At 55.1% G+C, this 21,511-nt stretch carries 20 protein-coding genes and 1 other RNA gene; 9 read left to right on the forward strand and 12 right to left on the reverse strand.

The window, feature by feature from the left end; translation table 11 throughout:
* From OXF42_04980 to clpB, 3 genes are all read right to left on the reverse strand, one after another.
* Positions 1–844 (reverse strand): hypothetical protein (locus tag OXF42_04980; protein MCY4047446.1); only part of this gene is annotated, 844 nt, incomplete at its 3' end.
* Between the two features lie 137 nt (positions 845–981).
* Positions 982–2,262 carry a homoserine dehydrogenase gene (locus tag OXF42_04985; GenBank protein MCY4047447.1) on the reverse strand — a complete coding sequence of 427 codons (1,281 nt, stop codon included), beginning with the start codon at positions 2,260–2,262 and terminating at the stop codon, positions 982–984.
* 44 nt (positions 2,263–2,306) lie between these two features.
* Positions 2,307–4,850, reverse strand: a complete 2,544-nt coding sequence (gene clpB / locus OXF42_04990) for an ATP-dependent chaperone ClpB (GenBank protein ID MCY4047448.1) — start codon at positions 4,848–4,850, stop codon at positions 2,307–2,309.
* A 1-nt stretch (position 4,851) separates the two neighbouring features.
* Between clpB and OXF42_04995 the strand changes: the two genes are divergently transcribed.
* Positions 4,852–5,781, forward strand: coding sequence for a DNA ligase (locus tag OXF42_04995; GenBank protein ID MCY4047449.1), 930 nt, complete (start codon positions 4,852–4,854; stop codon positions 5,779–5,781).
* 80 nt (positions 5,782–5,861) lie between these two features.
* Positions 5,862–6,695 (forward strand): outer membrane beta-barrel protein, encoded by an 834-nt coding sequence (locus OXF42_05000; GenBank protein MCY4047450.1) that lies wholly within the window; start codon positions 5,862–5,864, stop codon positions 6,693–6,695.
* 12 nt (positions 6,696–6,707) lie between these two features.
* Here the strand turns inward: OXF42_05000 and OXF42_05005 are convergent, their stop codons facing one another.
* Together OXF42_05005 and OXF42_05010 are read right to left on the reverse strand one after the other, a co-directional pair.
* Positions 6,708–7,067 (reverse strand): VOC family protein, encoded by a 360-nt coding sequence (locus OXF42_05005; GenBank protein MCY4047451.1) that lies wholly within the window; start codon positions 7,065–7,067, stop codon positions 6,708–6,710.
* 15 nt (positions 7,068–7,082) lie between these two features.
* Positions 7,083–8,246, reverse strand: a complete 1,164-nt coding sequence (locus OXF42_05010) for a thiolase family protein (GenBank protein MCY4047452.1) — start codon at positions 8,244–8,246, stop codon at positions 7,083–7,085.
* 185 nt (positions 8,247–8,431) lie between these two features.
* On the opposite strand from OXF42_05010, the gene OXF42_05015 reads away from it, so the two are divergent.
* The 3 genes from OXF42_05015 to OXF42_05025 all read left to right on the forward strand — a co-directional run bounded on the left by OXF42_05015 (position 8,432) and on the right by OXF42_05025 (position 10,648).
* Positions 8,432–9,463 carry a nitroreductase family protein gene (locus tag OXF42_05015; protein ID MCY4047453.1) on the forward strand — a complete coding sequence of 344 codons (1,032 nt, stop codon included), beginning with the start codon at positions 8,432–8,434 and terminating at the stop codon, positions 9,461–9,463.
* 30 nt (positions 9,464–9,493) lie between these two features.
* The gene (locus OXF42_05020) at positions 9,494–9,691 is read left to right on the forward strand and encodes a hypothetical protein (protein ID MCY4047454.1); all 198 of its coding nucleotides are present in this window, start codon (positions 9,494–9,496) and stop codon (positions 9,689–9,691) included.
* A gap of 90 nt (positions 9,692–9,781) precedes the next feature.
* Positions 9,782–10,648: a MaoC/PaaZ C-terminal domain-containing protein gene (locus OXF42_05025; GenBank protein ID MCY4047455.1), complete on the forward strand. Its 867-nt coding sequence runs from the start codon at positions 9,782–9,784 to the stop codon at positions 10,646–10,648.
* A gap of 75 nt (positions 10,649–10,723) precedes the next feature.
* Here OXF42_05025 and OXF42_05030 read toward each other — a convergent pair whose 3' ends face one another.
* The 3 genes from OXF42_05030 to OXF42_05040 are packed head-to-tail and all read right to left on the reverse strand — an operon-like array spanning position 10,724 to position 12,453.
* Positions 10,724–11,140 carry a PIN domain-containing protein gene (locus OXF42_05030; GenBank protein ID MCY4047456.1) on the reverse strand — a complete coding sequence of 139 codons (417 nt, stop codon included), beginning with the start codon at positions 11,138–11,140 and terminating at the stop codon, positions 10,724–10,726.
* A complete protein-coding gene (locus OXF42_05035) occupies positions 11,130–11,393 on the reverse strand; it encodes a hypothetical protein (GenBank protein ID MCY4047457.1) in 264 nt (87 codons plus the stop codon). The genes OXF42_05030 and OXF42_05035 overlap by 11 nt, the downstream gene beginning before the upstream one ends.
* A 52-nt stretch (positions 11,394–11,445) precedes the next feature.
* Positions 11,446–12,453 carry an acyl-CoA thioesterase gene (locus OXF42_05040; GenBank protein ID MCY4047458.1) on the reverse strand — a complete coding sequence of 336 codons (1,008 nt, stop codon included), beginning with the start codon at positions 12,451–12,453 and terminating at the stop codon, positions 11,446–11,448.
* 70 nt (positions 12,454–12,523) lie between these two features.
* Here OXF42_05040 and OXF42_05045 point away from each other — a divergent pair, with 70 nt between their 5' ends.
* The gene (locus OXF42_05045) at positions 12,524–14,209 is read left to right on the forward strand and encodes a carbon starvation protein A (protein ID MCY4047459.1); all 1,686 of its coding nucleotides are present in this window, start codon (positions 12,524–12,526) and stop codon (positions 14,207–14,209) included.
* Here OXF42_05045 and recR read toward each other — a convergent pair.
* The 4 genes from recR to ffs form a co-directional block, all read right to left on the reverse strand.
* Entirely contained in the window at positions 14,206–14,832 is a 627-nt protein-coding gene (gene recR, locus OXF42_05050) for a recombination mediator RecR (GenBank protein ID MCY4047460.1), read from the reverse strand. The two genes, OXF42_05045 and recR, sit on opposite strands and share 4 nt — an antisense overlap.
* Before the next feature lie 3 nt (positions 14,833–14,835).
* Positions 14,836–15,159: a YbaB/EbfC family nucleoid-associated protein gene (locus OXF42_05055; GenBank protein MCY4047461.1), complete on the reverse strand. Its 324-nt coding sequence runs from the start codon at positions 15,157–15,159 to the stop codon at positions 14,836–14,838.
* Positions 15,156–16,772: a DNA polymerase III subunit gamma/tau gene (gene dnaX, locus OXF42_05060; GenBank protein MCY4047462.1), complete on the reverse strand. Its 1,617-nt coding sequence runs from the start codon at positions 16,770–16,772 to the stop codon at positions 15,156–15,158. The genes OXF42_05055 and dnaX overlap by 4 nt, the downstream gene beginning before the upstream one ends.
* A gap of 20 nt (positions 16,773–16,792) precedes the next feature.
* An RNA gene (gene ffs, locus OXF42_05065) (signal recognition particle sRNA small type) lies at positions 16,793–16,891 on the reverse strand.
* A gap of 117 nt (positions 16,892–17,008) precedes the next feature.
* Here ffs and OXF42_05070 point away from each other — a divergent pair.
* The 3 genes from OXF42_05070 (at position 17,009) to OXF42_05080 (ending at position 21,507) form a co-directional block, all read left to right on the forward strand.
* Entirely contained in the window at positions 17,009–18,169 is a 1,161-nt protein-coding gene (locus OXF42_05070) for an ImmA/IrrE family metallo-endopeptidase (GenBank protein MCY4047463.1), read from the forward strand.
* 97 nt (positions 18,170–18,266) lie between these two features.
* Positions 18,267–20,588, forward strand: coding sequence for a DEAD/DEAH box helicase family protein (locus OXF42_05075; GenBank protein ID MCY4047464.1), 2,322 nt, complete (start codon positions 18,267–18,269; stop codon positions 20,586–20,588).
* A gap of 40 nt (positions 20,589–20,628) precedes the next feature.
* Complete coding sequence (locus tag OXF42_05080; protein MCY4047465.1) at positions 20,629–21,507, forward strand: hypothetical protein; 879 nt, start codon at positions 20,629–20,631, stop codon at positions 21,505–21,507.
* Positions 21,508–21,511 lie beyond the last annotated feature (4 nt).

The following is a 21,511-nucleotide window of genomic DNA, read 5'->3' on the forward strand; positions in this document are numbered from 1 at the left end:
TTGCTATGGTTGAATTCCCTACCGAATTTGCCTGAAACCCTATGCCAATTCCCCGATATTCGGCGGCTCTGGAATCAACGCCCACCGCTATACTTGAAACTCCAACGCTGCGGGCATGCCACCCTAAGGCAATAGCGCCGCGCGCATTGGCGAAAGCGCTTTGTCCGGCGGCGAATGCATTGTTTCTGGCACCCGCCTTATATCCTATGGCAATTGCCGCCTCTCCAATGGCATTTGTTTCTCTGCCAATGGCTGTTGCGCCCTGACCGCCAGCGCCGCCGGTGGCGTATGAGCCGGAGCCAATGGCTGTTGCGCTCCCTGCATCCGCATGCGCTCCCCGCCCGAACGCGCTGGCGTCAGTGCCTGTGGCATTAGCATGTGCGCCAACGGCCACTGAGTTCATCCCTGAGGCTGATGACTGTACCCCTATGGAGAGTGCGTTTATTGCGCTACCCGCAGCTTTGTATCCCATAGCGATTGCCTGGATTGCCGTAGCATTTGCTTCAGAGCCAAAAGCCAACGCTCCCCTCGCATTGGCGTTTGCGACGCGGCCTATCGCCAGAGCAGACTCTGCGCCCGCACGGGAAGAAGAGCCCACGGCGATTGCCGCCGTGCCTCCGACTGCGGACGCTGCTCTCCCAATGGCAATTCCTTCAATGACGGTTGCTCTGGCGACCGACCCCATTGAAGTAGCATAGTCTCCGGTGGATCTGGAACCTGCGCCGATGGCGATAGCGCGCGTCCCCGAAGCGATGGCTCCGGTTCCAAGTGGTATCCGTGTTTGCGCCTGCACAACGGCGGATACAAGGAAAACCGCCGCGAATGCGGCAATAAGTTTTTTCATAACAGTAGTTCCCAACCTCCGTTATGCAAATTCCAACCACGGCGCATTGCGCCCGGTCAGATTTCGTATGCCCGTAAGTGTGGGGGTAAAACCCCTTTAAGTCAAGTTTACGGACACCGGCAGGTGTGCGCCGCCCGTTAATTTTCCGCTATTCTCAATACTACGGCGGAAGTTTTGGTTATATGCCTTTCAATCTCCGCGACCGCCTTTTTCATGGCGCTTTCAGGGGAAGGGCGGGTCATGATGACCACGGGAACTTTCTTTGAAGATGCGCCCGGTTTCTGAATGACAGACCGTATGCTGATGCCCTGTTTGCCCAAAGCCGTTGAGATTTTTCCGAGGGTTCCCGGCGTGTCCTCCGCTTCAAACCGGGCGTAAAATCCGCTTGAAACCGAGCCGCGCGGGGCCGGTTTCACTCCCCCGCCGTCCGCCGCTATTTTCGCAACGCCGCCCCCGCCGCACGCAATCATCACAACATCGCTCACCACCGCGCTCGCGGTCGGCATCATTCCCGCCCCCATTCCGTAAAACATCACGGGGCCCACCGCATCCCCCTCAATCCGCACGGCGTTAAACGCGCCGTCAACGGCGGCAAGCTGAGAGTCCGCGCCCACAAGGGCGGGGTAAACGCCCGCCTCCACAACGCCGCCCGAAACTTTTGCCGAGGCAAGCGGCTTGATTGCGTAGCCAAACTGTCCCGCGTGTGAAATGTCCGCCGGGGTAACCGGCGATATGCCCTCAACGGCAATCTCGTTTATTTTGAACAGGCCGCCCCACGCAAGCGCGATGAGGATAAGCAACTTGTGGGCGGAATCCGTCCCGTTGATGTCAAAAGACGGGTCCGCCTCGGCGTATCCCTCTTTTTTTGCGTCCGCAAGCGCGGCGGCAAAAGGCATTCCCTCTGCTGACATTCTGTGCAGAATGTAGTTTGAAGTTCCGTTCATTATGCCCTGAACGGACAGGATTTTGTTGGCGCACAGCCCCTCTTTCAGACTCCGTATCAGCGGAATGCCCCCGGCGACGCTTGCCTCAAAACCGACCTCAACTCCGTTTTTTCCGGCGGCGGAAAAAATTTCCTTTCCCCTGTGGGCGAGAAGCGCCTTGTTTGCGGTAACAACATGTTTGCCGTTTTTGACCGCCGCAAGGGCGACCTCCGCCGCCACGGTTGTGCCGCCGATGAGTTCAATCACAATGTCAATTTCAGGGTCGCCCGTTATCTCGCGGAAATCCGTTGTGAAAAGAGAGCGCGGGATTTTGACGGGACGCTTTCTTGAGGGCGCGATGTCCGCAATGCGGGTTATGGACAGGCTTGCGCCGGTCTGTTCGCGTATCAGTTTGCGGTTGCGCCGGATGACTTCGTAAACGCCGCAACCGACCGTGCCCGCCCCGATGAGGCCGATGTTGACTTTGTTTTTCATTGCCGGGAAGTGTGATTATAGCCGAAAAAATCCCGCCTTGTCCGTCAGCGAAAATTAAACCCCTTTGCCTCCGCCCCGATTTTGACGGTTTGCCCCGCGCCGAATTTGCCCTCAAGCAGCAGTTTTGACAGCGGGTCTTCAAGTTCCCTCCGGATGACGCGCTTTAGCGGCCTCGCGCCGAATTCCGGGTCGTATCCCAGTTCGGCAAGTTTTGCCTTCGCCTTGTCGGTGATTTCAAGCCGGAGGTCTTTTTCTGCGAGCCGCGCGCGCAAGTCCTCAATTCTTATGTCCACAATTTGTTTGATTTCCTCCGGCGAGAGCGGTTTGAAAATTATGGTTTCGTCAAGCCGGTTCAGAAACTCCGGGCGGAAGGCGTCTTTGAGAGCCGCCGAGACAAGTTCGCGCATCTTTTCCCCGTCTCCCGCGTTTTCCTGAATCAGGCGGCTTCCGAGGTTTGAGGTCATTATTATCACGCAGTTGCGGAAATTGACCGTTCTGCCCTGTCCGTCCGTCAGGCGGCCGTCCTCAAGGATTTGGAGCAGAATGTTGAAAACATCGGTGTGCGCTTTTTCAATCTCATCAAGCAGAATGACGGAGTAGGGGCGGCGGCGGACGGCTTCGGTGAGCTGGCCGCCCTCGTCGTAGCCCACATATCCGGGCGGCGCGCCGATGAGGCGCGAAACGGAGTGTTTTTCCATGTATTCGCTCATGTCTATGCGGACGAGGTTGTTTTCATCGTCAAACATAAACCCGGCAAGGGCGCGGGCGAGTTCGGTTTTGCCGACCCCCGTCGGCCCCAGAAATACCAGAGAGCCAATCGGCCTTGCAGGGTCCGCAAGCCCGGCGCGGGACCTTCTGACGGTGTTTGAAACCTCCCGCACCGCCTCCTCCTGCCCGACCACTCTGCGCGACAGGTTCTGCTCCATTCCCAGAAGTTTTTCCGTCTCGCCCTCCATAAGTTTTGAGACGGGAACTCCCGTCCACTTTGACACGACCGCCGCAATATCCGCCGCGCCCACCTCTTCTTTGAGGGAGGGGGTGTTTTTGTCCGCCATGTCTTCAAGGGTTTTTTCCAGTTCGGGAAGTTTGCCGTAAAGGATTTCGGACGCCGCCGAAAGGTCTCCCTCTCTCTGCGCTTTTTCCGCCCGTGTTCGCGCCGCGTCTATCTCGCGTTTGATGTTTTTTGTTTGCGCCGCCCGTTCCTTCTCCCTCTCCCACGCGGCGGTTATGCCGGAAAGATGCTCTTTCAAGTCGGCGATTTTTTTGTCAATTTCCCCGACACCCTTTCCGCCGGGCTCTTTCGCCACGCTTTCGCGCTCCATCTCAAGTTGCATTACCCTGCGCCTTGCCTCGTCAACCTCGGCGGGCATGGAGTCAATCTCCATCTTGATTTTTGCCGCCGCCTCGTCCACAAGGTCAACCGCTTTGTCGGGAAGAAATCTTCCCGTTATGTATCTGTCGGACAGCCGCGCCGCCGCCGTGAGCGCCTCGTCCCTTATCCTGACGCCGTGATGCGCCTCGTATTTTTCCGCAAGTCCGCGCAGTATGGAAACCGTGTCTTCAACGGAGGGCTCGCCCACGTATATCTGCTGAAACCGCCTTTCAAAAGCGGCGTCTTTTTCAATGTTTGCGCGGAACTCGTCAAGCGTTGTCGCGCCGATGCAGCGGAGTTCCCCTCTGGCAAGGGCGGGCTTGAGCATGTTTGAAGCGTCCACCGCCCCGTCCGCGCCGCCCGCCCCGACAACCGTGTGAATTTCATCTATAAAGAGGACGATTTCCCTGCCCGCCCCGGCGACTTCGGAGAGAACCGCTTTCAGACGCTCCTCAAACTGCCCCCGGTATTTTGCTCCGGCCACCAGAGCGCCCATGTCCAGCGCTATCAGGGTTTTGTTTTCAAGGCCTTCGGGAACGTCCCCGTCAACGATTCTCTGGGCGAGGCCCTCAACGATTGCGGTTTTGCCGACCCCCGGCTCGCCTATCAGAACGGGGTTGTTTTTCGTGCGCCGGAGCAACACCTGCACCACGCGCCGTATTTCATCATCCCTTCCGATCACGGGGTCAATTTTCCCCTCACGCGCCATTGCCGTGAGGTCTGCGCCGTATTTGGCGAGCGCCTGAAACGTGTCTTCGGGGGATTCGCCCGTTACCTTCCTGCCGCCCGTTAATTCGCGGGTGGCTTTTTCAACCGATTCCGTGTCAACCCCCGCGCGTTCAAACTCCGCCTTCAAGCCGCCGGACGCCTCGCGGACGGCTCCGGAGAGCAGGTGTTCGGCGCTTATGTATTCGTCTCCGCGCTCTTGCGCCAATTTCGCAGCCGCCGCGAGCGCGGCTCTTAATTCGGCGCTTGCATAGCGGTCGCCTGAGCCTTCAACCACGGGGAGTTTGTCAATTTCCCTCTCCGCTGCGGCGGTGATTTCCTTTGCGTCCGCGCCGATTTTTGAGAGGATTTCAAGCGGTATTCCGTCTTCGGACAGAAGCGCGGCGACCAGATGGGGCAGGTCAATCGCCTGATTCCCTCTGTTCTCGGCGATTTCCCCCGCCCGCGAGACCGCCTCGCGCGCCTTGATGGTGAGATTATCAGGTTTCATTTTGCTCTCCTCACTGGTAAAATTAAAAACCGTCCGCGGCGATTCAAGTGTTTTCACCACAGTTTTTGTGTTGCGGAGTGTGAATGAAATGAGTTGTGTAAATCTCTTTTCCCGTTTGTTTGTTCTCGTATCCCTGTTTCTGTGCGTCTGCGCGCCGGTTGCGTCCGCAGACCTTATGCTACCCCGTGTTTACGAAGGAAACATTGATGTTACGAAATATCTGGTGAGTGAAAAGCTTGACGGCGTCCGAGCGCGGTGGGATGGGAAGAAACTGATCTCGCGCGGCGGGAAGGTGTTTGCCCACCCTTTCTGGTGGACGAGGAATTTTCCGTCCGAGGCCATTGATGGCGAACTGTGGATGGGTAGGGGCAGGTTTGAGGACACTCTGTCTGTTGTTCGCCGGTCTTCTCCTCATTCGGGGTGGGTGAATGTCCGGTTTCTGGCTTTTGACCTTCCAAAACACGGCGGGACATTTGAGCAGAGGGACAAGGCGCTTCGCCGCGTGGTTTCGCGCGCGGGCTCGGACTACCTTAAAAAGGTGCGCCAGTTTGAGGTGGAGAGTTATAAACATCTTTCATACCTGCTTGAGCGGACCGTCCGTGCGGGCGGGGAAGGGCTGATGCTCCATAAAAAGAGCGGCCGTTACAAAAGCGGTAGGAGTTCCGATCTGCTGAAGTTCAAGAAGTTTTACGATGAAGAGGCGGTTGTTGTCGCCCACAACAAAGGGAAGGGGAAATACAGGGGCATGCTCGGAAGTTTAACGGTGAAAACGCCGGAAGGGATTCGTTTCAGAATCGGCTCCGGTTTTACAGATGAACAGCGTCAAAACCCGCCGCCGGTGGGTTCAACCGTTACTTACAGACACTCGGGGTTTACAAAAAACGGGATACCGAAATCCCCGTCCTTCTGGCGGGTGAGGGAATCCAAGTAGGGTGGTTTCCGTTTTCAGGTTGCCTTAACGGGGCTTTAACTTTAGAATGAACGGCTATGTTTAAGTCAAATCGCTTTTCATTGTTTCTTTTGGTCTTTCTGCTCTCCGCTCTTGCGGTCGGGCAGCCGCCCGTTTCCGCCTCCGGCTGGTATGTGGGGATTGACTCCGCTTTTGTTTCAAGCAAAACGGAGGGGACAGTTGGGCAGGTTGATACGTCTGTTTCTCTTGCCGCCGCGCCCGGCATGCCCATAGCCGCAAGCATTCCCAATATCTCTTTTGGCGGCACAGACAAACTTCCCGGAGGCTCTCTTTTTGCGGGTTACTCAAAGACTTTTGCCAGAGCCTTTTTTATAGCGGGTGAACTGAACGGGGGTTACGGAAGTTACGATGACACAGAGGCGTTCAGGAACAATGTTTTTACTTCCAGAATAGATGTTACTCAGGGCTATTTCGGCGCAACGGCGCGGGCGGGGCTTATTATTCCCGGTAATTTGCGTGTGTATGCAAGCCTCGGATGGGCGCACAACTGGGTTGAGGCTAAAGGGACAATCAACTCTTTTTCTCTGCCTGCGCCCGCTGGTTTCCCCATTCCTCAAGGGACGCCAATACGCATTGACGGTGTTGACTGGTCGGTGAAGAACGATTTGACCTTTGACGGGGTTACATATGGCATTGGAATTGAATACGGAATTTCTTCGCTTCTCCCGCTTCTGAAAAATGCTTATCTCCGTCTCGCATACTCAAGAATAGAATATGCAAAAGAGAAGTTTTCCTATGATGCATCAGGGTTTGAAGAAACGGACATTCCGGGTGGCGTAGGGACATTATCCATTACCAGTACCAACATCCCCGCAGAAGCGGATTCGGGTGTGCATGTGGTTTCTCTCGGACTGTCCTACAGGTTTGAGATTTAAGGCGGCGGGGCGCTACTTGTCAGACCAGACCGCGTATTCGTTGCCGCACGGGTCGGCAAAGTGAAACCTTCTGCCGCTGGGAAAAGAGAAAACCGGATTTACGATTTCCCCGCCGGATTTGATGACCTTCCTTTGGGTTTCCTCAAGATTTTCGCTGTAGAAAACAACCAGCGCGCCGCCTTTGTCCGCTCGCGCCATCAAATCGGATTTGTAAAATCCGCCCTCAAGACCGGCGCTCTCCTTTGAAAAGGAGATGTAGTTTTCGCTCCAATCCGTGAACTCCCATCCGAACACGGAGACAAAGAACTTTTTTGTCTCCGCAAAATCCTTTGACGGAAACTCAACGTAGTCGATTTTTTCGTGTTCGGGCACTTATTCGGCTTTGTTTTATTTGCCGAGGATGCTCACCACGCAGGTTATGCCGTCCATCGCCGGCTGAGCGCCGCCCATGGTCTCTATCAGGCCGACCTTTGCGCCGTCCACCTGCCTCTCGCCCGCCTCTCCCCTGAGCTGGCGGACAATCTCGGCGGTCTGGAGAAGCCCCGTCGCTCCGACCGGATGGCCCCTTGACAGAAGCCCGCCGCCCGGATTGACGGCAACCTTGTCTCCGCCGACCCACGTGCTTTGCTCGTCAATCAGACGCGCCCCCTCTCCCTCTTTGCAGAAGCCGAGGGCTTCGGTAACCATCATTTCGGCGATTGAAAACGCATCGTGAATTTCGCACACATCAACATCTTCGGGACCCACACCGGCCATTTCATAGGCAAGTTTTGCGCTTCTGAAAACATTTTCAGACGGCGCGCAGGTAAGCCCGGTGGGGCTTGAGTATTTGCCGGACTGGGCAATGCAGCCCAGAACCTTGACGGGGGTTTTCTTCGCCAGTTTCTTCGCCTGATCTTCCGACACCAGAACCGCGGCGGCCGCCGCGTCTCCGACGGGGCAACACTGGTTGCGCGTCAGCGGGTCGGCAATCAGCGGAGCGTCAAGAACGCTCTCTATGGTTTCCTCTTTCCTGTATTGCGCGTCCGGATTGACGGCCGCGTGCTTTCTGCTTTTGACCACAACCTTGGCGAGTTGCTCTTTGCTGACGCCGTATTCATGCATGTATCTGCTGGCGCGCATTGCGTAAAGGGCGGGCATTCCCATTCCCATTGCGACCTCAAGGTCGTCTTCCTCAAGCGGCAGCGGGCCGCCGGAGAGCACTTTGCTCAAGTTCTCAACTCCGAGGGCGAGCGCAATGTCCGCCTGTCCGTAGGCGATTGTTCTCCACGCCTCCCAGAAAGAGAGCGTTCCGCTTCCGCACGCGCCTTCAACATTTATGGTCGGCTGCCCCACAAGGCCGATCTCCTTCATTGTTCTCTGCCCGACTCCCATGCCCTGATAGACGTGTCCGCAGAAAACTATCTCAATTGAACGCGGATGAATTCCGGCGTCCTGTATTGCCTGCCATGAGGCGTCCCGCCCGAGAACATGGGCGGCTTTGTCGGGGAATCTTCCGCAGGGCGTGTTGCCCACCCCTATAACGTAAACATCTCTCAAAGATACTGACATGTGGAAACTCCTTAAGCGCGCCCGCTGTGCCGGGGCTTAGCGCATGGTCAAAATATATGGAAAACGCCCCCCCGTGTCAATTTCTTGACAACACCCCCGGTTGCCAATAAGATTTTGCCCGCGAGTTCGGTTGTCTTTATTTTGCAAGACGCCGGGTGAGACTTTTCCACAAGGGGGAAACAAATATGGCCAGCAAATTAATACTGGACGATGTGCCCGAGCCCGGCTCGGTGCAGGTTATGGACGCCCTCAATGCCATGGGCACAAGGCGTTCAATAAGATGGTACGAACCGGACGCTCCGGTTGAAAGATGGAAGATTCAAGCGATGCTTGAGGCTGCAAGGGTGGCTCCTTCCGCCGGAAACTTCAACGGACAGCGTGCGATTGTGGTTTACCGGGACGAGGACCCTGAAATCTGGGAGTTCATTTCAGACTGGAGTCAGATAACGACCCAGATGGCTCCCGTGCTTGTCTTCTGGTGCTACGACCTTTCCGGTTACGACACTCAGGGTCAGTCAATACACGACCTTATGAGAACCGGCGCTTTGGACAAAGCCCACGGCTGGGAATACGACAGGGTTTCCGGTCTGTTCCCGCTTCCGGGTCTGCTTCCCGATGCCGTATTGCACAGGCTCGCGGCGATTGACCTCGGAAACGCCATTCAGAACGCGATGATAGCGGCGACCGCTCTCGGTCTCGGCACTTGCCTCAACGGGGCGAGCGGCGGAGCGAGGCGGAACACCAAAGCCAAGTTCGGCCTTCCGGACACTTACGTGTTCAGTTGGCTGATGACGGTCGGAGTTCCCGCGGAGAAAATGGACGGCGGCGGAGCGCGCGGACGCCCCCCGTTTGAAAACATGTTCTTTGAGAAGAAGGTCGGGCAGGGTTTCAAAAGAGACCCCAAAGCCGTCAGCCTTCTTGAGAAACTGAACCTGATTCAGCCTTACGGGCCTCTTCCCGGAAGACTTGAGGAGCTCAACAATCTCACCAAGCGTTTCGGTCTTGGAGACGAGTCTCTTACGGACTGGAAGTTCGCGCCGTCTCAGATGGACGACCCCAAGGTTATGGGAGACACCCGTCTTGAGCCGCTGAGCCCCGAAGAGGTGAAGGCGTCCGCCCCGGCTGAGGTCAAAGTTGAATTTGAACTCAAGCCGACGGTGAAGAGAGAGGTGCTTGACCAGTACCGCAAGGAGAAAGGAATCGGCGATGCCGACTGACCTTGAACAAAAACACGGAGGAAAACAACAATGGCGGAAGTAACGCTTAACATTCCCGACCCCATCTACAAAATCATTGAGCAGAGGGCAAAGGACACAAACAACCCCAACGGCGCACAAGGCGTAATCATAGCAAACCTTGCTCTGATATTCGGCGCGTGCAACTACAAGCCGGAAAAGTGGCTGAAAAACCAGACTGCCACAGACGACTTGTCGCAGCCCTGGTAAGGGGGGAAGGAAACTTCAAAAAAAGGGGGAACGCTCCGGCGTTCCCCCTTTTTTTTGCTTTTGCCCTTTTGTGCGACTAACCTTTGCGTCATGGGACTTGACAGAAATTTTATCGGCAAACAGTTCGGGCCGCATGCCTGCGCTGTAACTCAAGGCGGCATAGACGCCTATGCTCTTGTAACGGGCGGCGGCGCAAACCCCGCATACGCAGGAGGGATGGCGCCGCCCTCATATCCGGTTGTTTATGAACTTCCGGTTCTTGAAAAGATCTGGAGCGACCCCGCGCTCAACGGCGGGGAGGAGCAGGCGAGAAACAATGTGCTGATGCTTGTTCACGGCGACCAGAGGATGGCGTTTCACCGCCCGCTTCGGGCGGGTGATGAGGTGTCTTTCACCGCGCACATTGACGGGATTGAAGACAAGGGGTCGGGCGAGGTTCTCGCGCTCCGCACTGAGAGCAGGGCGGGGGGGGAGTTGGTCTGTGAATCAAAATGGGGGCTTTTTATTCGCGGGATTGGAAGCGGAAAGAAGCCCGGCGCGGGCAAAAAGCCGTCCGCGCCGTCCGCAAAACCGGCGGCGGAAAAAGCCGCGCCGGAGGCGGTTTTCAAAAGCATTGTTGAAATTCCGGCGGATATCACACCCCGCTATGCCGCCGCTTCAAACGACCGCAACCCCATTCATCTTGACGGCGATGTTGCAAAAGCGGCGGGGTTGAAGGGGGTTGTTGTTCACGGTCTCTGCACTATGTCAACCGTTATGCAGTCGCTCATAGACGGTCATCTCGGCGGAGCGCCGGAGAGGTTGAGAAGTCTGGCTGTGCGGTTTTCCGCGCCGGTTTACCCCGGAGACACTTTGACCCTTGAGTGCCGCGATGCGGGCGGGGGGGCGGTTTCGTTTGAAGTGGCGGGAGCGGGGGGAGTGAAGGTTATAAAGGGCGGGCTGGCGGAGTTTGTTTGAGGTGGGAGAGGCGCTCGTAAAGAGGGTGGAAGTGAGATGAAGCAAAGGGTCGGCAATTCACCTGAAACGCCGATATCACCTGAACGGATTCTCTATCGTCAACCGCTCAATCTTTTGGCCGTGTTGCATGTCCTCGCTGTAGAGGGTTTTGCAACCCAACTCCAATGCGGCGGCGATTATCACGGAATCGTAGAACCCGTAGTTGTAACGAAACTGAATGTCCAGCCCCCGTCGGTAAAGAGACGGCGCTGATGTCTCCTGATAAAGAGGCAAGAGCGTCCGTTCAAGCAAATGACCGGCTTCCTCCGGGGAGTAACTGAATTTCTTTGTCGCAACATTAAGTGTTTCCTGTATAACTTGCCGACTAATGCAACAATCGCCATAGTCCGTGCCGGAACGGACAAGTTGCTCCGCCTTGGCCGTTTTCTCAGGGTTGTCTGTATCCACAATGTAAATAACAACATTGGTATCCAGCAGACTTTCAACGCTCATTCATCTCTTCCCGTGTGAATTTCCTGCCACCTGTGGGATGCTTCTTGCGCAATTCTCTGGCGGTTGCAACGGCCAACTCACCACGGGTCATTCTTTGCGTAGCGCCTTCGCCGCTTTTTGCCTGATTCCGCTTTTGGGCATAGCCCTCAAGCCATTCGCGGACTTTTGCTTCAAGTGTTGTGTGCTCATCGGCGGCAATCCGGCGAGCCGTTTCAACGAGACGGTCATCTATGTTTAAGGTGATGGTTTTCATGTCAGCCCCCTGCAAATGTTCATGGAGATACTATAGCACATCTGCGGTCTCATCACCCAACCACCGCCGCTTTGTAATCCTCAATATAAACCTCCGCTTTTCTGCGTATCTCCCTGACCCTTTCGGAGCGCAACTCGCGCCTTTTTCCCGCCTCTTTCCAGAGCCGTTTTTCATACGGCGTTTCAGGCGATATCTGCGGGACGGCGGCCGGTTTGCCGTTTTTGTCTATGTGAACGAAAGACAAAAACGCCGTGCAAGTGTGCCCGCCTTCACCGGTTCGGGGGTTTTCCGAACTTATCCTCACGGCGGTCTCAAGAGAGGTTTTCCCCGTGTGCGTTATTCCCGCCTTAAGCGTTATGTATTCGCCCTGCCGTATCGGCGAGAAGAAAAACAGATTGTCCAGCGAGCCGGTTACAAGAGTGCCCCGCGCATGCCGCATTCCTATCAGGGCGGAAGTCTCGTCCGTGTATTTGAGCAACTTGCCCGCAGACATGAAATTGCCGAACGATATGTCTTCGGGCATCACCGCCCTCGCAGTCTCAAGGTTCAGGCGCGTGAACTCGGTTTCATCCGCCGTGTTTGAAAGTTGCTGTTTTCGCAGTTTTAACTCCCGCAACCGCCGCTCCCTCCGCTCTCCGGCGTTGTCAAAAACCTTTTTCTCCCCGCCGTCCGAGGGAGCGATTTTCTCCCCCACCGGGCGGGGCCTGCCTTCTCCGTCCACCGCGACAAACGCCAGACGGGACAATGTTACAAACTTCCTCCCGCCGGTCTCAGGGTCTTCGGCGTAAACCCGGACGGCAACCTCAAGGGACGACCTGCCCGTGAACTCAATCCAACTGTCCAGAACCACTATGTGCCCCACCCGGACGGGGTTCATAAAGTCTATGTTGTCCGCCGCTCCGAGAACCGTCAGCCCCTTGGCAAAACGCGCCGAGGTGATGTTTCCCGCAGACATTATCCAGTCCATCAGCCGCCCGCCGTGAAGCGTCCCCTGAGAGTTTGCATGCTCGCGGGACACGTAACTGACCGCCGCGCTTATGGTGTCTTTGATAGTCCGCATTTGCCCTTGCTCCAGCCCAATGTATCATATCAGCGTTTTCCGGCTTTCGCCGGGGACGGAGTTTCCAGTTATGAGCGCTTCACTTGTGGCGGTTATCGCCATTGTTCTGTTTTTTGCGGGATACAGATTCTACGCCTCGTTTCTCGCATCAAAGGTTTTCAAAATCTCCGATGAGGAAAGAACCCCCGCCCATGAAATGAGAGACGGGGTGGACTATGTGCCCGCGCGCAAAGGGGTCTTGTTCGGGCATCATTTCTCGTCCATAGCGGGGGCAGCGCCCATAATCGGGCCCGCCATAGCGGTTTTCTGGGGCTGGGTCCCCGCCGTGCTGTGGGTGGTTCTCGGCACGATATTCATGGGCGCGGTTCATGACTTCAGCGCTCTTGTCATCTCCGCAAGAAACCGGGGCAGGTCGGTCGGAGACATTGCCGGGCAGATGATAACGCCCCGCGCGCGGACGCTTTTCCTCATCATCGTTTACTTTCTCATCTTCTTTGTCATAGCCGTTTTCGCCTACGCAATCGCCTCGCTGTTCGTGCGGTTTCCGGCAAGCGTTCTGCCCGTCAACCTTGAGATTGTGATGGCGCTTGTGCTGGGCTTTATCTTCTACAGAAAGCGGTCGGGCTCAACCGCCGCAACCGCAATCGCCCACATCCTTCTGCTCGCCGCAATATGGGCGGGAACGCGCTTTCATATATCCGTGCCGGAGGTGATGGGCTCAAGCGAGGTAACGTGGGTTTTCTTCCTGTTCGCCTACGCGTCTGTCGCGTGCGTTCTTCCGGTGTGGACACTTCTTCAGCCGAGAGACTATCTGAACAGTTTTCAGTTGATTGTGGGCCTCGGACTGCTGGTCGCGGGCATTATCGCGCTTGACCCGGAGATGGCCGCTCCGGCGTTCAACTCCGCCGCAGTCTCGCACGGCGCGCCCATAGTGCCGTTTCTGTTTGTTACTATCGCCTGCGGCGCGATAAGCGGGTTTCACGGGCTTGTCTCAAGCGGAACGACCTCAAAGCAGTTGGACAAAATGTCTCACTGCCACCCGATAGGATACGGCTGCATGCTGGGGGAGGGGACGCTTGCCATAGTCGCCATCCTCGCCGTGGCGGCGGGTTTCGGCGGAGCGGAGTGGCTTGAGCGTTACGGCACATGGGAGGGCGCAAAGGCGGGCGGAATGACCAACTTTGTTCTCGGCGCATCGGTGTTTCTTGAGGGGCTGGGCATTCCCTCAAGTTTCGGGACTACCATCATAAGCGTTCTCGTAATCAGTTTTGCCGCCACCTCTCTTGACACGGCGGCGAGAATCCAGCGGCTGATAGTGGGGGAACTCGGCGCGGCATACAAGATAGGTTTTCTTCAAAACCGCTACGCCGCCACTCTGGTCGCGGTCGCTCCGGCGTTTCTTCTGGCGATGCTGGTTCAAGCCCCCGGCAGGGGGCTCGGTTCGGGCGGCTTTGTGCTGTGGCCGCTTTTCGGAGCGACAAACCAGCTCATCGCGGGGCTCACCCTGCTGGTCGCCACCATTTACCTTCACAAAACCGGCAGGCCTTTCATCTATACGCTCGTCCCGATGGTGATAGTCATCCTCGCCGCGGGCGCGTCCGTTGTGTTCAACATAGTCAACTTTTCCGACAGTCTGCTTCTCCGCTCCCTGTCGGTCTGCATTCTGATACTTACCGTCTGGCTTCTGCTTGAGGCGGTGATGTTTATAAAAAGGAGCAGGGCGGACGCCCCGCTTCAAGGCGGCGGGACGGGTTAAAAATCCCGCCTGTCCGCAATCGCGTTTTTGAGCGTTACCTGATCAAGGTGCTCAATGTCGCTTCCGGACGGAACGCCGTGAGAGAGGCGCGAGATTTTTTTAAGGCCGGTTCTGTCCATCCGTTTTTTGAGGATTTCCGCAATAAAGCCGGCGGTCGCCACGCTTTCAACGCGTGAACTCATCGCGAGAATCACCTCGGTAATCCCCCTGTCGGTTTGCAGTCTCTTTATAAGTTCGCGCAGTTTCAGGTGTTCGGGTCCCACGCCGTCAATGGGCGAGATAAAGCCGTGCAAAACGTGATACACGCCCCGGTAGCCGCCGCTTTTTTCTATCGCGATGAGGTCAAGCGGCTGTTCAACCACGCATACGATTGACTGGTCTCTCCTGCCGTCTCCGCATATGGCGCACCCGCCCGCCGATGAAAAATGAAAGCAGGTTTCACACACCGAAACCGCCTCGCGGGCTGCCGCTATCGCGCCCGAAAGGCGGCGCGCCCTGTCTGCGGACGCCTTGAAAACAATATGAAACGCAAGGCGCACGGCGTTTTTTTCGCCTATGCCCGGCAATGCCGCGAGTTCGGCGACAAGGTTTCTCATCTCCGGGGGAAGCCCTGAGGAGTCCATTTTCTAAAGAAGCCCCGGCGGGAGTCCCATGCCGCCGGTAACCTTGGAGATTTCGTCTTTCATTATCTTTCTTCCGCGTGAGAGCGCCTCGTTTGCCGCCGCGCATACGAGGTCTTCAAGCATCTCCGCGTCATCCGGCGACACCGCCGAGGGGTCTATTTTGACGGAGATTATTTCCCCCTTCGCCTTTGCGGTTACGGTTACCATTCCCCCGCCCGATGACGCCTCAACCACCGTTTCGCCCGCATCATTCTTAATCCTGTCCATGTCGGACTTGAGTTTTTCCGCCTGTTTAATGAGGTCTTTCAACCCGCCGTCAAATTTCATTTTGCTCTCCTTGTTTCAAGTGTTTTTATTCTTCCGTCAAACATCTCAAGGGCGTGCCGGACTATGGGCTCTTCGCTTATGTCTTTGGGGGCGGCGGCCCCGTTTGCCTGAGCGTCCGTGTGGGCAATCTCTGCCTTGCAGCCGAAAAACTGCTCCGCCGCCGCAAGAAAATCCTTCTTTTTGCCGCCGTCTGAAAGCATCTGGTCCATCACGCTTTTCTTTGGAATTCCTATTGCGGCGACCGAGTTTTCAAGCGTGATTTCGCACTTTGAAACCATGCTCGCCATATATCCGAAGTCTTTCTCGCCGGACTTGAGAAAGTTTGAAAATTCCTCCGCCGTTTTCCCCCCCTTGCCGGCGCGGGTCTCCGCGGGCGCCGCGCTTCCGTTGCTCTCCGGGGTTTCCCTCAGGGCTGTTGCTCTCTTTTTCGGGGCGGGGGCGCTTGAGTATTCCGCTGTTCCGCCTCCGGCCAGTTTTTCAAGCCGCCGCATAATGTCATCCAGAGGGACGGCTTTTTCCACCGCGCACAGTTTCAGCGCCATCGCCTCCGCCGCCATTTCGGGATAAAACGACCTGCCCACCCGCTCGCATGCGTCTATGGCTATGTCAAAAAGCATCTCAAGGCTTTCCGGGGAACTGTCCGCCGCCGCAGACAGCAGAAACTCCGCCCTTTCGGGGGCTATGTCGGGGACGGCTCCCGCGCCGCCGATCTTGAGGACGGTCGCCGTCCTCAGCAGGGACGTTATGCCTTCGGCAAACTTTGCCGGGCTTGTTCCCTTGTCAAGCGCTTTTCCGAGCGTCTCAAATCCCTTTGCGGGGTCGCGTTTCATCACCGCTTCAAACATTTCGTCCATCAGATTCGCGTCAACAAAGCCCAGAAGCGCCATCGCCTCGCCGTGGTCTATTTCCGCCCCGAATGTGGCGGCGAGCTGGTCAAGAAGGCTCAGGGCGTCCCGCACGCTCCCGTCCGCCTCAAGGGCTATGGTGGAGACGGTTTCGGGCTCAACTTTGATGTCCTGCCCCTTTGCCGCCGCCTCAAGGGCGGCGCTTATGTCCGGGGTGGAGACTTTTCTGAAGTCGTAACGCTGGCAGCGGGAGAGGATGGTCGCCGGGATTTTGTGCGGTTCGGTGGTTGCCAGAATGAAAAGGACATGCGCGGGCGGTTCTTCAAGCGTTTTGAGCAGGGCGTTGAACGCCGCCTGAGAGAGCATGTGCGCCTCGTCTATGATGTATATCTTGGTTTTGCCCGATGCGGTTGTGTAGCGGGCTTTTTCTATGATGTCGCGCACGTCGTTGACGCTTGTGTGCGAGGCGGCGTCCATTTCCTGAACTTCCACGGCTCGCCCTTCGGATATCAGCGAGCATGATTCGCACGGATTGTCCGCGCCGCAGGGTCTTTTTTCGGGGGAGGGGTTTTCGCAGTTGACGGTTTTTGCCACTATCCTTGCGGTGGAGGTTTTCCCGACCCCTCTGGGCCCCGTAAACAGAAGGGCGTGCGCGAGTTTTTCCGACCTTGCCGCGTTGCAGAGCGCCTTGACGATATAGCCCTGCCCGATGACCTCATCAAAGGTCCGGGGCCTCAGCTTTCTCGCAAGAACCACATATGAAGACATTTCAAACCAGATTCAAACCCGGTTCGCCGGGTGTCGCAACGCCTGAGGACAGTTTGCTACCGTTGCTTCCTTCCGGACCTGGCGGGATTCGCAATATCCTCACCGCGCGGCCCGGCTCGCCGGGGTTTTGGCTTCATTGTATCGGTTTGAAGGGGAGGGGGCAAGGGAAGGGGGAAGAACGACCAGCCTTGACATAATGAAGTGGCGTAACCCTTAAAATCAATTAAAATGCTGTTATGGGTAGCCGATACATTGAAGGTGTCAACACAGACCGTATTCGCTGGGCGCTTGAGGATGTCAACACATCTCCCGAAGCGTTCGGGGAGACGGCGGGCATTAAGGATTTTGCCGAAAAACTGGCGACCGGCCGCTGGACTTACAATCAGATAAGAAATGTTGCCGACCGGCTGGGCTACGGTGTGCTTTTCTTTATGGAGAGCGGGTTGCCGGAAGCGAAGAAGGTTCACACCGCCCACTACCGGACGCTTGCCAATCAGCGAGTACCCTTTGACCACAAACTTGCAAAACTTGTCAAACAGGCCGAGAGGCATCGCGCTGTTTACATTGAAACTCTGGAGGAGTTGCGGGAGGAAGAGCCGCCTTTTCAACCGCCGGTTCTGCGCGGCGGTCTGGCGGACAAAGCCGCCGCCGTCCGAAAGTGGCTGAAACTTTCCGCCGCCGAAAATTACGAATTTGCGGATTACAGGAAGCGGTTGAGTGAAAAAAACATTTTGATACTTCAAGGCATGGGCTACAAGGGGAAATGGCGGGTTGAGGATGACAAAATTCACGGTCTTTCCATCTGCTACAAAAACACCCCCGTTATCTTTGTGGCTCAGGGCGGCAAGCAGCGCAGAACCTTCACATTGTTTCACGAATTGGCGCACTTGCTGTTGCACAGGAAGGACAAAATTGACAATGCCGACACCATATACGACAAGCGTGACCGGCAGGAGATAGAAGCCAACAGGTTTGCCGGTTTGTGTCTGTTGCCGGATGAGTTGCTGAACGGCGTTGATGTTCCCGGTGATTTTGAACTGTTTAACGGAAGATTTGGCGGTCTGGCGAGGAAGTTGGGTATTAGTGTGGAGGTTGTTGTCAGGCGTTTGGCGGATACAAAGCGGATAAGCAACAAGGACTATGAAAGTTATGTTCAGTGGCGGGACGAAAATCGTGAAGGAGCGCCGAAACAAACGATGGGGACCAGGGAATACCGCCACCGCGAGCCGTTGCACATTTTCGGCGACCGTTATGTTCGCGCCATATTAAGCGGGTTGGAAGCGAAAATAATCACTCTTAACAAGGCAAGCAATTACTTGGACGGGCTTAAGATAACGGACATTAGAAAACTGGAAGATTATTGTTTGGAATTCCGTCCTGCCGTTTTGTTCAGGTGATTAAGCAATCGGGTCAAGTGTTTTAGGGGAGGGGGCTGTGACGGACGGGAAGGTTCGGTTTGAAGGGAAAGGGGCAAGAAAGGTATAGTATCGGCTTATGGACAAGAAGGGTCTCAGCGAAACCGACATACGCACGAGATACATCACGCCCGCCATACAGGGGGCGGGGTGGGACTTACACACGCAGATACGCGAGGAATATATTCTTGCTCCGGGGCGGGTCGCTTTGGACAAAGACAAGGAGAGGGGCAAGTCCAAGCAAGCCGACTATGTTCTTTTCCTCAAACCCAACATACCGCTTGCGGTTGTTGAGGCAAAAAACAACAGACACGAACCGGCGGACGGCATTCAACAGGCGCTTGAGTATGCCGGACTTCTGGATGTGCCGTTTGCCTTTTCTTCAAACGGCGATTCGTTTGTGTTTCATGACAACACCGCCCCCGGCGATATTGAAACCAATCTGAATATGGATGATTTTCCATCACCGGAGACTCTGCTTGAAAAATATAAGAAGTGGCGAAATCTGGATAAGACGGCGGGGGATATATTTTTTCAGGACTACCATGAAAGCGACAAAGAACCGCGCTATTATCAGCAAGCCGTTGTTAACCGCGCCGTTCATAGAATCGCCACTGGTGGCGACCGTGTTTTGCTTGTGCTGGCGACCGGAACGGGAAAAACACAGGTTGCCTTTCAAATTATCTGGCGTTTGTGGAAAGCCGAGGTCAAGAAGCGCATCCTGTTTTTGACTGACCGCAATATTCTTGCCGACCAGCCGCAAAATGGTGATTTCCGCCCGTTTGGCAGGGCAATGACGCGCTTTGTTCGCGGCAAAACAGACCCGTCTTATGAAATCTATCTGGGGTTGTATCAATCGCTGACCGGCCCCCAAGAATCCGACAAGGCGTATCAGGACTTTTCCCCGAACTTCTTTGACTTGATTGTTGTGGATGAGTGCCACAGGGGAAGCGCCGATGAGGATTCGGCATGGCGCGAGATACTGGAATACTTTTCGGAAGCCGCGCAAATCGGCATGACCGCTACGCCGAAAGAAACAAGATACACATCCAACATTGACTACTTCGGCGAGCCGATTTACACATACTCGCTGAGGCAGGGCATAGAAGACGGCTTTCTGGCCCCTTACAAGGTGGTGAGGTCTCACATTGACAAAGATGTTGAGGGATACCGCCCTGAGCCCGGCAAATTGGATGATCAGGGAAATCCCGTTGAAAGCCGCATTTATCACAGGCCGGAATTTGACCGCGACATAGTGATAGATGAGCGCACCAAGATTGTCGCCAAGCGAATAAGCGATTATCTGCGCGACTCCGACCGCATGCACAAAACCATCGTTTTCTGTGTGGACAAGGAACACGCCGGACGGATGCGGCAGGCTCTTGTCAATGAAAACGCCGACAAGTGCAAAGAAAACCCCCGCTATGTCGTGCGCATTGTCAGCGGCGACACGGAAGGCGAGGCGCAACTGGACAATTTCCGCGACCCTGAATCCCGCTATCCCGTTATCGCGGTTACTTCGCGCCTTTTATCAACCGGCGTTGATGTGCCAACCTGCCGCCTGATTGCGCTTGACAGGGAAGTCGGTTCAATGACGGAGTTCAAGCAAATCATAGGGCGCGGCACACGCCTTCATCCCGACAGCGACAAGCGATTTTTTACTGTGATGGATTTCCGGCTGGTTACAAACCACTTTGCCGACCCGGATTTTGACGGCTTGCCGGTTCAGGTATACGAGGATTTAGGGGATACACCGGACCCGGAACCGGCCTTTTCAACACCGGAGGAGATGCCTACGGAGAACAATCTGGATGAGGAAGATACGCCTGAGCCGCGCAATAAGATCTATGTAAGCGGTGTTGAGGTCACCATACTTGGCGAGCAGGTGCAGTATTTGGATGGAAGCGGCAACCTCATTACCAAAGATTTGCGCGTCTATATGGGCGAGCGGGTGCGTTCCCGCTACGCCACTTTGAGCGATTTTCTGACCCGGTGGGAAAGCGCCGACCGGCGGCGGGTGGTGCTGGATGAATTGAGAAACGCCGGATTATCTTTTGAAATCCTTTCAGAAGCGGTGGGCGACAGCAGTTTAGACCCGTTTGATTTGGTTTGCCATGTCGCTTTTGAGCGTCCCACACAAACCCGCAAACAACGGGCGGAACGCGCCCGCCAAAGTGATGTTTTCACGCGCTACGGCGGACAGGCGAGAGAAGTGCTATCCGCATTGCTTGATAAGTATGAGGACGGAGTGGAGTCCTTTGACGAGATTGATTTGCTGAATGTCAGCCCCTTGAGCGATATGGGGACGCCTTTGGAAATCGTTGGTTTGTTCGGTAGCGATGATGACTACCGCCGGACAGTGCGGGAATTGCATAACACTTTGTATCAAGAGTTGGTATAATGAGCGAACTAACAACTAATGTCTTGAGGAGGACGAAAACATGAGCGACCTGAAGCAATACACCTTCTATTTCTACCGCCCTGAGCCTGTGGCTGAGGGTGAATTACTGACAAGTTTTCTTGACGGTTCTATGAGTCAGCAACCTACTGATGCCCAGATATCCGGTGACTATTATATTCAAATAGAGGGATTGGAGGCGGTTAATTCCCCGAGAAACTCTATGATACGTGGAGTTGTAAAGAAGTTTAGAAGACAAGACATACCCAGTATTGGAAAACTTAATGAAATTAAAGAACGTTCCATAGAGTTGCAAAGAGAAGAAGCCATTGTGGAGAAAACGCACTTTCTTTATAATTCCTCTATGAATGTGTTGCTCTACCAGAGCAATTTTTATGGAACAAATGTCAAATATTTCGGCGAGTACCTTTCACATTTAATCGGTAGAACAGTTTCGTTCAATCCTGTAATAGTTCCTGATGCTTACAAGAAGATTCTGGATAGCAATCTGAAGTTGAAGAGGTTTATTGTAAAGATTGCTCGCCCCACAAATATATCAATGTTGAAGAATCCCAGTAACAGTATTGTATGGGACGAGTCTATGAAATTATTGGATGAATCAACGGCAAGCAATCTTACCTTGACAATAGCAGGAGACAAGAGAGAGGGGGTTTATATTAGTGAAACTTTCAAAGAGAAGATAATCAGGATGATGCCGCTATTTGGTCAGAAAGACGGGGGAAAAGTAACACTTATTGATAAGGAAGGGGCAGAACAAGTTATTGATCTCATAGCAGACAGGCTTTCCGTGAAGTTTGATGTTGAGATGGATGGAAAGTATCCCGTCTCTGATACCTTGTTTAAGTCAATGGCGCAAAGAATGTTGGAAAAGAGTGCGGAGTTAAAGCGAATCTTCGGATAGCGAC

The sequence above is a fragment of the Candidatus Dadabacteria bacterium genome (genome assembly GCA_026708565.1).
In the GTDB taxonomy this organism is placed as follows: domain Bacteria; phylum Desulfobacterota_D; class UBA1144; order Nemesobacterales; family Mycalebacteriaceae; genus Mycalebacterium.

Excerpts from the sequence above, each read along its gene's own strand:
- OXF42_04985 (MCY4047447.1), bottom strand. The coding sequence starts at position 2,262 with ATGAAAAACAAAGTCAACATCGGCCTCATCGGGGCGGGCACGGTCGGT.
- clpB (MCY4047448.1), bottom strand. The coding sequence starts at position 4,850 with ATGAAACCTGATAATCTCACCATCAAGGCGCGCGAGGCGGTCTCGCGG.
- OXF42_05010 (MCY4047452.1), bottom strand. The coding sequence starts at position 8,246 with ATGTCAGTATCTTTGAGAGATGTTTACGTTATAGGGGTGGGCAACACG.
- OXF42_05015 (MCY4047453.1), top strand. The coding sequence starts at position 8,432 with ATGGCCAGCAAATTAATACTGGACGATGTGCCCGAGCCCGGCTCGGTG.
- OXF42_05020 (MCY4047454.1), top strand. The coding sequence starts at position 9,494 with ATGGCGGAAGTAACGCTTAACATTCCCGACCCCATCTACAAAATCATT.
- OXF42_05025 (MCY4047455.1), top strand. The coding sequence starts at position 9,782 with ATGGGACTTGACAGAAATTTTATCGGCAAACAGTTCGGGCCGCATGCC.
- OXF42_05030 (MCY4047456.1), bottom strand. The coding sequence starts at position 11,140 with ATGAGCGTTGAAAGTCTGCTGGATACCAATGTTGTTATTTACATTGTG.
- OXF42_05035 (MCY4047457.1), bottom strand. The coding sequence starts at position 11,393 with ATGAAAACCATCACCTTAAACATAGATGACCGTCTCGTTGAAACGGCT.
- OXF42_05040 (MCY4047458.1), bottom strand. The coding sequence starts at position 12,453 with ATGCGGACTATCAAAGACACCATAAGCGCGGCGGTCAGTTACGTGTCC.
- OXF42_05045 (MCY4047459.1), top strand. The coding sequence starts at position 12,524 with ATGAGCGCTTCACTTGTGGCGGTTATCGCCATTGTTCTGTTTTTTGCG.
- recR (MCY4047460.1), bottom strand. The coding sequence starts at position 14,832 with ATGGACTCCTCAGGGCTTCCCCCGGAGATGAGAAACCTTGTCGCCGAA.
- OXF42_05055 (MCY4047461.1), bottom strand. The coding sequence starts at position 15,159 with ATGAAATTTGACGGCGGGTTGAAAGACCTCATTAAACAGGCGGAAAAA.
- dnaX (MCY4047462.1), bottom strand. The coding sequence starts at position 16,772 with ATGTCTTCATATGTGGTTCTTGCGAGAAAGCTGAGGCCCCGGACCTTT.
- OXF42_05070 (MCY4047463.1), top strand. The coding sequence starts at position 17,009 with ATGGGTAGCCGATACATTGAAGGTGTCAACACAGACCGTATTCGCTGG.
- OXF42_05075 (MCY4047464.1), top strand. The coding sequence starts at position 18,267 with ATGGACAAGAAGGGTCTCAGCGAAACCGACATACGCACGAGATACATC.
- OXF42_05080 (MCY4047465.1), top strand. The coding sequence starts at position 20,629 with ATGAGCGACCTGAAGCAATACACCTTCTATTTCTACCGCCCTGAGCCT.